The organism is Mycobacterium sp. NS-7484, from assembly GCF_001953975.1.
In the GTDB taxonomy this organism is placed as follows: domain Bacteria; phylum Actinomycetota; class Actinomycetes; order Mycobacteriales; family Mycobacteriaceae; genus Mycobacterium.
Genome location: NZ_MBEJ01000093.1, coordinates 1 through 14294 on the forward strand (window position 1 = coordinate 1; position 14294 = coordinate 14294).

Below are 14294 nucleotides of genomic sequence, written 5' to 3' on the forward strand. Positions count from 1 at the left end.
GCCCATTAAAGCGGCACGCGAGCTGGGTTTAGAACGTCGTGAGACAGTTCGGTCTCTATCCGCCGCGCGCGTCAGAAGCTTGAGGAAATCTGTCCCTAGTACGAGAGGACCGGGACGGACGAACCTCTGGTACACCAGTTGTTCCACCAGGAGCACCGCTGGATAGCCACGTTCGGACAGGATAACCGCTGAAAGCATCTAAGCGGGAAACCCCCTCCAAGACCAGGCTTCTCACCCTTTTAGAGGGATAAGGCCCCCCGCAGACCACGGGATTGATAGACCAGACCTGGAAGCCCAGCAATGGGTGAAGGGAACTGGCACTAACCGGCCGAAAACTTACAACAACCAACAAACACCAATGTTTGATGAGTTCCGTAAGAACGCACATCTGTCTCGCAACCACACCACAAACACCACGACACCTTGTGTCGGAGTGCCACCGCACCCCACCACCAAAACACACAGGTTTACACTCACAAACGAGTGAATAGAGTTACGGCGGTCCATAGCGGCAGGGAAACGCCCGGTCCCATCCCGAACCCGGAAGCTAAGCCTGCCAGCGCCGATGATACTACCCACACGGGTGGAAAAGTAGGACACCGCCGAACACAAATTAAGTCCCGAGCCCTCCAATTTCGATTGGAGGGCTCGGGCATTTTTGTATGTGCGGACATTTTCAATTCCGTCCGAGACCAGAATTGAAAATGTCCCTTTCTCAATTGAAGAGAGCCGGCGTCGTACGGCTTTTCTCCAATGCCAACAATGTTCGTTTCCGGTCCAATCCGCCGCCGTATCCGGTGAGGCTGCCGTTCGCGCCGATGACTCGATGGCACGGCACGATGATTCCGATCGGATTGTGTCCGTTGGCCAGGCCGACCGCGCGCGACGCCCCGGGGGAACCGATTTGTCGGGCGATCTCACCGTAAGAGCAGGTCTGGCCGTAGGGAATCGTCCGCAGAGCCGCCCACACCCGACGCTGAAAGTCGGTGCCCACCATGTCGAGTTCCAGATCGAATTCGGTACGTTCGCCGGCGAAGTAGGCGGCCAGCTGGTCGACAGCGTCGGAAAAGGCGGTGTCGTCGACCTCCCAACCTGCGCGGCTCGGTTCGTAGGTCTGATCGATCATGCGCAGATGCATGAGCCGTCCATCGCGGCCGGCCAAGGTCAGCGGGCCGACCGGACTGTCCACGGTGCGGCATTGCAGCGTCGTCATGACTTCTCCTGTTGATTGTGTGGGGGCCAGTCGTTCACCGCGTGGTCCAGTGTGGTCCACAGGTGTTGGGTCGCGTACGCGCGCCACGGTCTCCATCGGGTGCTGTGTGCGATCAGCTCCTCGGCAGGCAGCCCGAGGTGACCGGCCGCGGCGCGGACCCCGAGATCCGTGGCGGGGAATGCGTCGGGATCTCCGAGGCCACGCATGGCGATCACCTCGGTTGTCCACGGGCCCACCCCGGGAAGCGCGAGCAACTGTTCGCGTGCCCGGTCCCAGTCACAGCCGGGATCGAGGACCAGGTCACCATCGGTGATCGCGTGGGTCAGTGCGGCCACCGTGCGCCTTCGGGCCGCCGGCATGGCCAGATGCGCGGGATCGAGATCGGCAAGATCGGTGACGCTCGGAAACACGTGCGTCAGGCCACCGCCCTCGTCGCCGATTGCGGTTCCATAGCCGGCGACGAGCCGGCCCACATGGGTACTCGCGGCCTTGATCGACAATTGCTGACCGATCACCACCCGCAGTGCCAGTTCGGATTCGTCGACCGTGCGGGGAACGCGTTGTCCCGGTGCCTTGTCCACCACCGCGGCCAGTGTCGAATCCGCTTGCAGCGCCTCCACCACGGCCTCGGGATCGGCATCGAGGTCGAGCAGGCGGCGACACCGCGCGATGGCGGCCGAGAGGTCGCGGAAGTCGTCGAGGACCAGCTGGCAGCGGACATGGTCGGGTTGAGGCGTCAGGCCGACGACGCCGGGGCCGTGTGGCAACCGTAGGGTGCGCCGGAACTGGCCGTCACGCACCTCCTCCAGACCCGGCACGGCGCTGGCCGCCAGATGGCCGAACAGCCCTTCGTATGCGAAGGGAGTCCGTACCGGCAGACGCAACGACAACACTCCGGGGGTGGCTGAGGAGTCGGCCGCGAACCGACTGCGAGACCTGGCCCTCAGTTGGGTCGGCGTCAAGTCGCACACCGCCCGCACCGTGTCGTTGAATTGTCGGATACTGGCGAACCCCGCGGCGAAGGCCACGTCAGAGAACGGCAATTCGGTGGTCTCGATCAGCACCCGGGCGGTCTGCGTGCGTTGGGCGCGGGCCAACGCCAGGGGGTTGGCGCCCAACTCTGCCTGCATGATGCGTTGCAATTGCCGGCTCGTGTAGCCGACCCGGGCGGCCAGCCCCGTCACTCCCTCGCGATCCACGGTGCCATCGGCGATCAACCGCATACAGCGGGCGACCACGTCGGTACGGACGTTCCACTCCGGGGATCCGGGCGAAGCGTCGGGTCGACAGCGTTTGCAGGCCCGGAACCCGGCTGCCTGAGCGGCGGCCGCCGTCGGGTAGAACCGCAGGTTGCGGGCGAACGGTGGGCGTACCGGACAGCTGGGACGGCAATAGATGCCCGTCGTGAGCACGGCGGTGACGAACCAGCCGTCGAACCGGGCGTCCTTGGACTGCACTGCCCGGTAACAGCGGTCGAAATCCTCGTGCATGGCTCCACGATGGCACGCGCGCCACCACATCACTAGCGGAAAACCGACATCGTAGTGGGAGGCGGGTCGCGGATAGACTGCAACGCGTGGCTGAACTGGTGCAGCGCTACCTGGACCAGATTCGTGCCGACCAGATCGACCGACGCGACGGCGCCCTGGCAAGCTACATCCCCGAGCTGGCCAACGTCGACCCCGAGGGCTTCGGGCTGAGCTTGTCCTCCTCGGACGGCTACGTCTACGAATCCGGCGACACCGCACGCCAATTCACGATTCAGTCGATCTCCAAGCCGTTCACCTACGCGTTGGCCTTGGACCAGATCGGTCAGCAAGCGGTCGACGAGCGGATCGGTGTCGAACCGTCCGGCGAGGCGTTCAACGAGATCAGCGTCGACGACGTCACGAAGACGCCGAAGAACCCGATGATCAATGCCGGTGCGATCGCGGCGGTTTCACTGATCCCCGGCGTCGACGCGGATGACCGGTTCGACCGCATCCTCGAGTTCTACTCGATGTGTGCCGGGCGCCGCCTCGACATCGACATGGACGTGTACGCCTCAGAGAAGGCGACAGGCAACCGGAATCGGGCAATCGCCTACATGTTGACGAGTTTCGGCGTGCTCGACGGTGACCCGGACGAGGTTCTCGACGTGTATTTCCGGCAGTGCTCGGTGACAGTGACGAGTACCGACCTGGCCCGGATGGCCGCCACGCTGGCTCGCGGCGGGCTCAACCCATTGACCGGTCGGCGCGTCGCCGATGCGGACGTCGTCCGGCGCACGCTCAGCGTGATGGTGACCTGCGGCATGTATGAGGCGACGGGCGATTGGGTGAGCGCGGTCGGCATGCCCGCCAAAAGCGGTGTCGGCGGCGGAATCGTGGCCGTGCTGCCCGGCCAACTCGGCATCGGTGTCTACTCGCCGCGGCTGGATTCCCGCGGCAACAGCGTGCGTGGTGTCGAAGTCTGCCGAAACCTGTCCGCACAGCTGGGATTGCATTTCCTGACCGTCAGTAGGGAGTCCTCGGCGACGCTGCGGGCCGTCTCCGACGTGAGCCCCGGGATCCGGGTGTACGAGGTCCAGGGCGACCTGTTGTTCGCCGGGGCCGAGCAGGTGCTGCGCACGGCTGAGCACGAGTGCGACGAGTACGAAGTTGCCGTGCTCGACGTCACCGCGGTCGACGACATCGACGATGCCGCGCGCGGCATGCTCACCGGGATGCGGGCGAGCCTCAGTGTCGCCGGCAAGGAGGCCTACCTCGTCGACCCCGAAGGCCGCGTGGTACCTGTCGACCGACGCGAGGACTACAACGGCATCGTGTTCAACACGGTCGAGGAGGCGGTCGACGCCGCTCGCCGGCTCGGCAGCTAGACCGGCACCGCCACCCGGGTCGGCTCGCTCAGCCCCCGCAGCGTCACCGATTCACCCAGTGTCCAACGAGCCCTTTCGGATTCGGACGCATTGGCGAGGGTGTCGGATGACGCCACCAGGTGTCCGGGGACCTGCTTGGAGAAATCGCACAGCCGTGAGGCCTCGTTGACCGGTTCGCCGATCACGGTGTACTCGAACCGTTGTTTGGCGCCGACGTTGCCCGCCACGACCTGTCCGGCCGCCACCCCGATGCCTGCCTTGAGTTCGGGCACTTCCGCCCGCAACCGTCGTGCGATCGCCCGGGCCGCCGCCAGGGCCTCGTCCTCGGCGTTGTCCAGGGACACGGGTGCGCCGAACACCGCGAGGATCGCGTCACCTTCGAACTTGTTGACCAGGCCGCGATGATTGTCGATCTCGTCGACGATGACCGCGAAGAACCGGTTGAGCAGGTCGACCACTTCGACCGCGCGGCGCGTGGCCACGAGCTGGGTGGAGCCGATGACGTCGACGAAAATCACTGCGGCGTGGCGTTCTTCGCCGCCGAGGACCGGTTTCTCCTGCTCGGCCAGCGCGGCGACCTCGCGCCCGACGTGGCGGCCGAACAGGTCGCGAACGCGTTCGCGTTCGCGCAGGCCGTGCACCATCGAGTTGAATCCGCGTTGCAGCTGGCCGAGTTCGGTGCCGTCGAACACCACGAGATTGGTCTGCAGATCACCTTCCTCGACGCGGTTGAGGGCCGCACGCACCACGCGGATCGGGGTTGCGGTCAGATAGGACAGGATCCACATCAGCAGAAAGCCGAATACCAACGCGAACGAGCCGAGACCGATGACGGCATAGGCGAATTGGGTCTGGGTGAGGTTGTTCAGCGTCACGGAGAACATCGCGGCCAGCATGATGCCCACGATGGGTACGCCCGAGGAAAGGGCCCACACCACCATGGTGCGGCCCATGATGCCCGGAGCCAGCCGGACCGGCGGCGGGCCGGCCTCCAGCGCCTGCGCGGCCACCGGACGCAGGGCGAATTCGGTGAACAGGTGGCAGCTGACCGACACCACGATGCCGGGAAAGCTGATGCCCAGCAAGAATTTCGGAATGTAGTTGGTGTCGACAAGCCCGGCCAGTGTGGTCAGCAGCGCAGTGCCCAGACCCCACAGGACCAGCAGCACGCGGGTGAGTCGGAACGGGGCGAAGAACGTGTTCCGCTGATCCGCGACCGTGGGTGGGCGTTCCTCGATCGCCCAGCGCACGTTGTCGATCACCCGGGTGGTCGCCCAGAACACCCCGACGATCAACGCCGCGGCCATGTAGATCGGGGCAACGACGAAGGTGATCCAGCGGACTTGCGGATCGAACACATCCGGCGACGGGAACAGAACGGTGACGATGAACATCGAGATACCGATGCCGAGCAGGTTCACCGCGACGACGAAGGTCGTCAGGATCGTCTGGATACGCACCCGGCGCCGGCGTTGGCTCTCCGATACCCGCCCCAGTACCCACGATCCATATTCCGGCGTGGTGGCCGGAATCCGGCTGTTCTGCCGGGTCACACCCTCAAGGACGCGGCCCAGGCGGCGTGCCAGCGATTTGTCGGAGTTCATTGTGGCGTCAGCCTAGTTTGTCGCGCGTGCCCTTAAGGTGGATCGGGTGCGCCTCGTGATTGCCCAGTGCACCGTCGACTACGTCGGGCGGCTGACCGCCCATCTTCCATCGGCCCGCCGGCTGTTGTTGTTCAAGTCCGACGGATCCGTCAGTGTCCATGCCGACGATCGCGCGTATAAGCCGCTGAACTGGATGAGTCCGCCCTGCTGGCTCAAAGAGGAGGCCGTAGAGGACCTAGCCGGTGGTTCCGCTGTTTTGTGGGTGGTCGAGAACAAGGCCGGTGAGCAGCTTCGCATCACGGTCGAGGACGTCGAGCACGATTCGAGTCATGAGCTGGGTGTCGATCCCGGGTTGGTGAAGGACGGCGTGGAGGCACACCTGCAGGCACTGCTGGCCGAGCATGTCGAGCTGCTGGGGGCCGGTTACACCTTGGTGCGCCGGGAGTACCCGACCGCGATCGGCCCGGTGGATCTGATGTGCCGGGACGAGTTGGGACGGTCGGTGGCTGTCGAGATCAAGCGCCGGGGCGAGATCGACGGGGTGGAACAGCTGACGCGTTACCTCGAGTTGCTCAACCGCGATACGGTGCTGGCTCCGGTGGCCGGGGTATTCGCCGCCCAGCAGATCAAACCGCAAGCCCGCACGCTGGCCACTGACCGTGGAATTCGTTGCGTGACTTTGGATTACGACCAGATGCGGGGCATGGACAGCGACGAATACCGGTTGTTCTGATGCGTCGTCGTCGGCCTCGCGAACACCGACGGTTGGCACCCGTGCCGCCGACCCGTCGCGTCGAGACCGGCCCTGACGGTTATGAGTACGAAGTGCGGACGGTGGCCGCGTCGCGGGCGGTGAAGGTTTACCGGTGTCCCGGTTGTGACCATGAGATCCGCGTGGCCACAGCGCACGTGGTGGTGCTGCCGATCGACGTCGGCGACGTAGATGACCGCAGGCACTGGCATACGGCCTGCTGGGCGAATCGAACCAATCGCGGCCCGACGAGGAAGTGGTCTTGAGCGGCTGGCTCAGTGCTCGGAATCGGCGGCCGGCTCGACCAGCTCGATCAGCACCCCGCCGGCATCCTTGGGGTGGATGAAGTTGATTCGCGAGTTGGCCGTGCCCTTGCGCGGGGCTTCGTAGAGCAGCCGCACACCCTGGTTGCGCAGGCGCTCGGACAGCGCATCGATGTCGCTGGTCCGGTAGGCCAGCTGCTGCAGGCCGGGTCCATTGCGGTCGATGAACTTGGCGATCGTCGACTTCTCGTCCAGCGGCGCCAGCAGCTGAATCTGGGCACTGCCCTTGGGCGCACCGCGCACCGACAGCATCGCCTCGCGGACGCCCTGCTCTTCGTTGATCTCCTCGTGCAGAACGATCATGCCGAGGTTGTCGTGGTACCACTTGGCGGCGGCGTCCAGATCGGGGACCGCGATGCCGACGTGATCGATCGCCGTCACCAGCGCGGAAGCGAGTGCGGGGCGGGCATCGGCCTGATCAGCGGTCATAACGTAACGGTAACCTCAAACCTGAACGTTTGCGTATGTGTGATCGCCCACACAGCACTTGGACCAGGCCTTGGAGGTAAGAAATGACCACGTCGGTAATCGTTGCTGGAGCGCGTACTCCGGTCGGCAAGTTGATGGGCTCTTTGAAGGACTTCTCCGGCAGTGACCTGGGCGCGATCGCCATCCGGGGCGCTCTGGAGAAGGCCAAGGTCGATGCTTCGCTGGTGGACTACGTGATCATGGGTCAGGTGCTGACCGCAGGCGCCGGTCAGATGCCCGCCCGCCAGTCCGCTGTGGCCGCCGGAATCGGCTGGGACGTGCCCGCGCTGTCCATCAACAAGATGTGCCTGTCGGGCATCGACGCGATCGCGCTGGCCGATCAGCTCATCCGGGCGGGTGAGTTCGAGGTCGTCGTCGCCGGTGGTCAGGAGTCGATGAGCCAGGCCCCGCACCTGCTGCCCAAGAGCCGCGAGGGCTACAAGTACGGCGACGTGACCGTGCTCGACCACCTGGCCTACGACGGTCTGCACGACGTCTTCACCGACCAGCCGATGGGCGCGCTCACCGAGCAGCGCAACGACGTCGACAAATTCACCCGCGCCGAGCAGGACGAGTTCGCCGCCCAGTCGCACCAGAAGGCCGCCGCGGCGTGGAAGGACGGGGTGTACGCCGACGAGGTGGTGCCGGTGTCGATCCCGCAGCGCAAGGGCGACCCGATCGAGTTCGCCGAGGACGAGGGCATCCGGGCCAACACCACGGCCGAATCGCTGGGTGGCCTGCGTCCGGCGTTCCGCAAGGACGGCACCATCACCGCCGGCTCGTCGTCGCAGATCTCCGACGGTGCGGCCGCGGTTGTCGTGATGAGCAAGGCCAAGGCGCAGGAGCTGGGCCTGGACTGGCTGTGTGAGATCGGCGCGCACGGTGTGGTCGCCGGTCCGGACTCCACGCTGCAGAGCCAGCCCGCCAACGCGATCAAGAAGGCCGTCGAGCGTGAGGGCATCAGCGTCGACCAGCTGGACATCCTCGAGATCAACGAGGCGTTCGCCGCGGTGTCCCTGGCCTCGACCAAGGAGTTGGGTGTCGACCCGGCCAAGGTGAACGTGAACGGCGGCGCGATTGCCATCGGTCACCCGATCGGCATGTCCGGCGCCCGCATCACGCTGCATGCGGCACTGGAGCTCGCGCGCAAGGGGTCGGGCTATGCCGTCGCCGCGCTTTGTGGCGCCGGTGGCCAGGGCGATGCGCTGATCCTGCGTCGCTGACAGCAACTCAACGACGCTCTGTAGTAGCTGGCCGGCGGATCGGGCACAATGGCGCCATGACAAGCTCTTTTGACTTGCGCTCGATCCCCGGCTGGTTCCGTCTGATCGCCCTTGCCGAGGCCGTCAGCTGGGCCGGTCTGCTGGTCGGGATGTATTTCAAGTACCTCGGCAATCCCCGCACCGAGATCGGCGTGAAGGTGTTCGGTCCGATCCACGGCGGCATCTTCATCGCGTTCGTGGTGGCGGCGGTGCTGGTCGGGGTCGCCCATAAGTGGGGCATAGTCACCTGGATTCTGGCGTTGCTGGCCAGCATTGTGCCGCTGGGCAGTGTGATCTTCGTCATGTGGGCCGATCGGACTCAACGGCTGGGTGCGCCCGACGGGCGCGCGTTGGTGGCCCAACCAGGCGAGGCCGTCCCGGAATCGACGTGACAGACTTGTTGACGTGACTCGTCCACGTCCTTCCGTCGGCCCGGCGCTGGCCGGCGCGGTTGATCTCTCGGCACTCAAGCAGCGGCCCACGACAGCGGGTGACAGCCCGAGTGCGCCCGGTGGTGCGAGCGCCACGGAGGTCACCGAAGTCAACTTCGAAGCCGAGGTTCTGGTCCGCTCGGGCCAGGTTCCGGTGGTGGTGCTGTTGTGGTCACCGCGCAGCGATTCCAGCGTTGCCCTGGGCGACGCCCTGGCCGGCCTGGCGGCTGCGGATGGCGGCACGTGGTCCCTGGCGTTGGTGAACGTCGACACCACGCCGCGGGTCGCGCAGATGTTCGGCATCCAAGGCGTACCGACCGTGGTCGCACTTGCCGGCGGCCAACCGATCGCGAGCTTCGAAGGCGCACAACCGGCCGATCAGCTCCGTCGCTGGGTCGATTCGCTGCTCGAGGCCACGCGCGGAAAGTTGTCCGGCGCCGGTGACGACGAGGCCGAGCAGGTCGATCCTGAATTGGCCGCCGCCCGGGCTCATCTGGACGAGGGCAACTTCGCCGCAGCGCTGGCCGCGTACCAGGCGATTCTCGATGCTCAGCCCAATCACGCCGAGGCCAAGGGTGCTGTGCGGCAGATCGCGTTTCTGGAGCGCGCCAGCGCGCTGCAGGGCCCGGACGCCGTGGCTGCGGCATTGGCCGCGGCCGACGACGCGCCCGACGATGTCGACGCCGCTTTCGCCGCTGCCGATGCCGAGATCCTGGCTCAGCAGCCGGCGTCGGCGTTCAACCGGCTCATCGCCCTGGTGAAGCGCACCGCCGGGGACGAGCGCACCAAGGTTCGGACGCGGCTCATCGAGTTGTTCGAGTTGTTCGATCCGGCCGACCCCGAGGTGGTTGCCGGCCGACGCAACCTCGCCAACGCGCTGTACTGACCCCTTCGCCGAACAGACACAAACCGGTACTTTTTCGCCGGAAAAGGTACGGGTTTGTGTCTGTTCGCGGGGAAAGCGTGAGCCTCAGACCGGCTCGAACCACAACATCGCCAGCGGCGGCAGCACCATCACCGCCGACGCCGGACGGCCGTGCCACGGTTCGTCGGTGGCTTGCACCGCGCCCATGTTGCCGATGCCCGCGCCGTTGTAGATGGTCGCGTCGGTGTTGAGCACTTCGCGCCACTCACCGGCATGCGGGAGCCCGAGCCGGTATTCGCTGTGCTCACTGCCGGCGAAGTTCACCACGCAGGCCAGCACCGAACCGTCGGCGCCGAACCGCAGGAAGCTCAGCACGTTGTTGGCCGAGTCGTTGGCGTCGATCCAGGAGTAGCCCTCGGGGCTGGTGTCGCGGCTCCACAACGCCGGATGGCGCCGGTAGATCCCGTTGAGATCCTGGACCAGTCGCTGCACGCCGCCGGAGAACCCCTGCTCGTCCAGCTGGAACCAATCCAGCCCGCGTTCCTCGGACCATTCGGCGCGCTGCCCGAACTCCTGGCCCATGAACAGCAACTGCTTACCCGGATGCGCCCACTGGTAGGCCAGCAGGCTGCGCAGCCCGGCGGCCTTGGCGTGGTCGTCGCCGGGCATCCGCCCCCACAGCGTGCCCTTGCCGTGGACGACCTCGTCGTGGCTGATCGGCAACACATAGTTCTCGCTGAACGCGTACAGCATCGAGAACGTCATCTCGTGATGGTGATAGCTGCGGTGCACCGGGTCATGGCTGACGTAGTCGAGCGTGTCGTTCATCCAGCCCATGTTCCACTTCATCGAAAAACCAAGGCCACCAAGGTTTGTCGGACGGGTGACGCCGGGCCAGGAGGTGGATTCCTCGGCGATTGTGACGATGCCCGGGTTCGCCTTGTGCACGGTGGCGTTCATCTCCTGCAGGAACTGCACTGCCTCCAGGTTCTCCCGGCCGCCGTAGATGTTGGGTGTCCAACCCCCTTCGGGGCGGGAGTAGTCGAGGTAGAGCATCGAGGCGACGGCGTCCACCCGCAGCCCGTCGACGTGATACTCCTGCAGCCAGTACAGCGCGTTGGCGACGAGGAAGTTGCGCACCTCGGGCCGGCCGAAGTCGAAAACGTAGGTGCCCCAGTCGAGCTGCTCGCCGCGCCGGGGGTCGGAGTGTTCGTAGAGCGGGGTGCCGTCGAATCGGCCCAGCGCCCAGGCGTCTTTGGGGAAATGGGCGGGGACCCAGTCGACGATCACCCCGACTCCGGCCTGGTGCAGTGCATCGACCAGGTACCGGAAATCGTCCGGGGTTCCGAGCCGCGAGGTCGGCGCGTAGTAGGACGTGACCTGATAACCCCAGGAACCACCGAACGGGTGCTCGGCGACCGGGAGCAACTCGACGTGGGTGAAGCCTTGTTCCACAACGTATTCGGTCAACTCGGTGGCCAGCTGCCGGTAGCTCAGGCCCGGCCGCCAGGACATCAGGTGCACTTCGTAGGTGCTCATCGGTTCGAACACCGGGTTCTGCGCGGCCCGGCGGATCATCCAGTCCTCGTCGTTCCAGGTGTAGGAGCTGCTGGTGACCCGGGAGGCGGTTTGCGGGGGAACCTCGGTGGCGAACGCCATCGGGTCGGCCCGGTCGGTGGTGACCCCGCCTGCGCCATGGATGCGGAACTTGTACAGGCCGCCGGTGGAAAAGCCGGGCCAGAACAACTCCCAGACCCCGGACGAGCCGAGCACGCGCATCTGCGCCTCGTTGCCGTCCCAGTGGTTGAAGTCGCCGATGACGCTGACACCCTTGGCATTCGGCGCCCACACCGCGAACGAAACACCCTCCACGACCCCGTCCGGGGTGGTGAAACTGCGGGGATGGGCGCCGAGGATCTCCCACAACCGTTCGTGACGTCCTTCGGCGAACAGGTGCAGATCGAGTTCGCCGAGCGTGGGCAGGAACCGGTAGGCGTCGGCGGTGGTGTGGGTGAAAATCGTGTCGTCGGGGCCCGGATAGCTGATCTCCAGGCGGTAGTCGGCCAGATTGGTGAACGGGACGGCCACCGCGAACAGCCCGGATTCGATGTGCTGCAGGGGGTGACGCTCACCACCGATCACCGCCACGACCTTGGCGGCGTGGGGCCGGTAGGCCCGGATGACGGTCTGACCCCGGTATTCGTGCGCGCCCAACACCGAATGCGGGTCGTGGTGCTCACCGATCACCAGTCGCTGGATGTCTGATGGGTCGGGCCGCAGATGCACGTCGCTGAGTTGATTGCTTCTCGTCATCTTGTTCTCATTCCCTGCGTAGCAAGCCCAGTCGGTGCTCATAGGGTACGAGCGGCATGTTCAGCACATGCGCCACCGCCTTGGCAGGGTCGATCCGAACGTAATTCGACTGTCCCCACTGGTATTCCTCGCCGGTGATCTCGTCGCGTACCCAGAACCGGTCATGCGATTCCATACCCAACGCCTCCATGTTCAACCACAATGTGGCCTGTTCCGGGCTGAAGGCGTTGAGCGTCACCACCACCAGCACGGTGTCTCCGGTGGTCGGGTCGAACTTGCTGTAGGCCAGGAGGGCGTCGTTGTCGACGTGGTGGAAGGTGAGCGTGCGGAGCTGCCGCAGCGCCGGGTGCAGCCGGCGGATCTCGTTGAGGCGCGTGACAAACGGCTCAAGGGAGCGTCCCTCGGCCAGCGCGGCCGCGAAGTCGCGGGGCCGCAGCTCGTACTTCTCGGAGTCCAGGTACTCCTCGCTGCCTTCGCGGACCGCCCGGTGCTCGAACAGCTCGAAGCCGGAATACATGCCCCACGACGGGCTCATGGTGGTGGCCAGTACCGCGCGGATGGCGAACATGCCGGGGCCGCCGTGTTGCAGTGACTCGTGGAGGATGTCGGGGGTGTTGACCCACAGGCTGGGCCGGGCACTGTCGGCATTTTCGACGATCTCGTTGCCGAACTCCGTGAGCTCCCATTTGGCGGTGCGCCAGGTGAAGTAGCTGTAGGACTGGGTGAAGCCGCGTTTGGCCAAACCGTAGAGGCGTGCTGGGCGGGTGAACGCCTCGGACAGAAACAGCACGTCCGGGTCTTCGTTCTTCACCTCGGCGATCAACCAGACCCAGAAGTTCGGCGGTTTGGTGTGGGGGTTGTCGACGCGAAAGACCTTGACCCCGTGCGAGATCCAGAACCGGACCACCCGCAGTACCTCGTGGTAGAGCCCGGCCGGGTCGTTGTCGAAGTTCAGCGGGTAGATGTCCTGGTACTTCTTGGGCGGGTTCTCGGCGTAGGCGATGGTGCCGTCGGGCAGCACCGTGAACCATTCCGGGTGCGCCGCAGCCCACGGATGATCCGGCGCGCACTGCAGTGCCAGGTCGAGTGCGACCTCGATGCCCTCGCTGCGCGCGGCGCCGACGAACGCGTCGAAGTCCTCGATCGTGCCCAGGGCCGGGTGCACGGCGTCGTGGCCGCCCTCGTCACTGCCGATGGCCCATGGCGATCCGACGTCACCCGGCCCGGCGGTGACGGCGTTGTTGCGGCCTTTACGGTGCACCTTGCCGATGGGGTGGATGGGCGGCAGGTAGACGATGTTGAACCCCATGCGGGCGATGCGGGGCAGCTGCTCGGCAGCGGTGGCGAAGGTCCCGTGCACCGGATGCCCGGCCTCGTCCCAGCCGCCGGTGGACCGCGGGAACATCTCGTACCACGAGGAGAACCGGGCCAGCGGCCGGTCCACCCAGACGCCGTATTGCTCACCGCGGGTGACCAATTCGCGCAGCGGGTACTGCTCGAGCAGTTCGGTGACCTCATCGGACAACGCCATGCCTGCGCGCAGGAACGGGTCACCGGGGGTTCGCAGGGCCGCGGCCGCCTCGATCAGCGGATCGCGCAGTTTGCGGGGTGTCCCGGCGGCGGCACGTTCGAGCAGACGCGCCCCGATCAGCAGGTCGTTGGACAGTTCGGCCTCACTCTGGCCGGCGCCCAGCTTGGCCTCGACCGCGTGTCGCCAGGTGGCCAGGGGATCTCCCCAGCCGTCGACCCGGTAGGTCCACAGGCCGACGCTGTCGGGGGTGAACTGGCCATGGAAAACGTCGGGGATGTCGCCTTGAATCATCGGCAGTGCCTGTGGCTTGATGCGTTGGGTGGGCTGCCCCGCGGCGTTGTCCGACAACACAGGGCTGGTCGACAGCACCGTGTCGATGGGGACCGGCAGCGGTGCGGTGCCCGGCCCGGTGGCCAGCCGCGGGTAATCGGTGCCCAGGTACCGCACCACCAGGGTGGCCGATACGGCGTCGTGGCCTTCCCGCCACACTGTGGCCCGAACCGGCACCACCTCGCCCACGACGGCTTTTGCCGGGAATTGCCCGCCCAAAACCACAGGCGCGACATCATCGATTCCGATACGACCGGCCACCCATCCACTCCTCACGTCGTCACGGTCAAGCGGCAGTCACTCGTTCACTTGCCTTGTCGCGTCTGATACCCACCGTAGTGGGCCG

The 14294-nt window shown here is 65.8% G+C and carries 12 protein-coding genes and 2 rRNA genes; 8 read left to right on the top strand and 6 right to left on the bottom strand.

Annotated elements, in window-relative coordinates:
* Both A5733_RS16950 and rrf read left to right on the top strand, forming a co-directional pair.
* Positions 1-345 (top strand): 23S ribosomal RNA (locus A5733_RS16950); the annotation flags it as partial.
* 149 nt (positions 346-494) lie between these two features.
* Positions 495-608: ribosomal RNA gene (gene rrf / locus A5733_RS16955) — 5S ribosomal RNA — on the top strand.
* Positions 609-715: 107 nt separating this feature from the next.
* On the opposite strand, the gene A5733_RS16960 is transcribed toward rrf, so the two are convergent.
* Positions 716-1213 carry a methylated-DNA--[protein]-cysteine S-methyltransferase gene (locus A5733_RS16960; protein WP_076240950.1) on the bottom strand — a complete coding sequence of 166 codons (498 nt, stop codon included), beginning with the start codon at positions 1211-1213 and terminating at the stop codon, positions 716-718.
* Complete coding sequence (locus A5733_RS16965) at positions 1210-2703, bottom strand: DNA-3-methyladenine glycosylase 2 family protein (RefSeq protein ID WP_076240951.1); 1494 nt, start codon at positions 2701-2703, stop codon at positions 1210-1212. Before A5733_RS16965 ends, A5733_RS16960 begins: the two co-directional genes overlap by 4 nt.
* An 86-nt stretch (positions 2704-2789) precedes the next feature.
* Here A5733_RS16965 and glsA point away from each other — a divergent pair, with 86 nt between their 5' ends.
* Entirely contained in the window at positions 2790-4070 is a 1281-nt protein-coding gene (gene glsA, locus A5733_RS16970; RefSeq protein ID WP_076240952.1) for a glutaminase A, read from the top strand.
* Here glsA and A5733_RS16975 read toward each other — a convergent pair.
* Positions 4067-5674 carry an adenylate/guanylate cyclase domain-containing protein gene (locus tag A5733_RS16975; protein ID WP_067777068.1) on the bottom strand — a complete coding sequence of 536 codons (1608 nt, stop codon included), beginning with the start codon at positions 5672-5674 and terminating at the stop codon, positions 4067-4069. The genes glsA and A5733_RS16975 overlap by 4 nt on opposite strands.
* A gap of 46 nt (positions 5675-5720) precedes the next feature.
* Here A5733_RS16975 and nucS point away from each other — a divergent pair, with 46 nt between their 5' ends.
* Both nucS and A5733_RS27975 read left to right on the top strand, forming a co-directional pair.
* Positions 5721-6407 (top strand): endonuclease NucS, encoded by a 687-nt coding sequence (gene nucS / locus A5733_RS16980; protein ID WP_076240969.1) that lies wholly within the window; start codon positions 5721-5723, stop codon positions 6405-6407.
* A complete protein-coding gene (locus A5733_RS27975) occupies positions 6404-6691 on the top strand; it encodes a hypothetical protein (protein WP_142254045.1) in 288 nt (95 codons plus the stop codon). The genes nucS and A5733_RS27975 overlap by 4 nt, the downstream gene beginning before the upstream one ends.
* Positions 6692-6700: 9 nt before the next feature.
* Here A5733_RS27975 and mce read toward each other — a convergent pair whose 3' ends face one another.
* Complete coding sequence (mce, locus tag A5733_RS16990; protein ID WP_067777062.1) at positions 6701-7177, bottom strand: methylmalonyl-CoA epimerase; 477 nt, start codon at positions 7175-7177, stop codon at positions 6701-6703.
* An 83-nt stretch (positions 7178-7260) separates the two neighbouring features.
* Between mce and A5733_RS16995 the strand changes: the two genes are divergently transcribed.
* The 3 genes from A5733_RS16995 to A5733_RS17005 are packed head-to-tail and all read left to right on the top strand — an operon-like array spanning position 7261 to position 9795.
* Positions 7261-8439 carry an acetyl-CoA C-acetyltransferase gene (locus tag A5733_RS16995; protein ID WP_067777058.1) on the top strand — a complete coding sequence of 393 codons (1179 nt, stop codon included), beginning with the start codon at positions 7261-7263 and terminating at the stop codon, positions 8437-8439.
* A 56-nt stretch (positions 8440-8495) separates the two neighbouring features.
* The gene (locus A5733_RS17000; RefSeq protein WP_067777055.1) at positions 8496-8870 is read left to right on the top strand and encodes a DUF3817 domain-containing protein; all 375 of its coding nucleotides are present in this window, start codon (positions 8496-8498) and stop codon (positions 8868-8870) included.
* A 13-nt stretch (positions 8871-8883) separates the two neighbouring features.
* Positions 8884-9795, top strand: coding sequence for a tetratricopeptide repeat protein (locus A5733_RS17005; RefSeq protein ID WP_067777052.1), 912 nt, complete (start codon positions 8884-8886; stop codon positions 9793-9795).
* An 84-nt stretch (positions 9796-9879) separates the two neighbouring features.
* On the opposite strand, the gene glgB is transcribed toward A5733_RS17005, so the two are convergent.
* Together glgB and A5733_RS17015 are read right to left on the bottom strand one after the other, a co-directional pair.
* Positions 9880-12087: a 1,4-alpha-glucan branching protein GlgB gene (gene glgB, locus A5733_RS17010; RefSeq protein ID WP_076240954.1), complete on the bottom strand. Its 2208-nt coding sequence runs from the start codon at positions 12085-12087 to the stop codon at positions 9880-9882.
* 7 nt (positions 12088-12094) lie between these two features.
* The gene (locus A5733_RS17015) at positions 12095-14209 is read right to left on the bottom strand and encodes an alpha-1,4-glucan--maltose-1-phosphate maltosyltransferase (protein WP_076240955.1); all 2115 of its coding nucleotides are present in this window, start codon (positions 14207-14209) and stop codon (positions 12095-12097) included.
* Positions 14210-14294 lie beyond the last annotated feature (85 nt).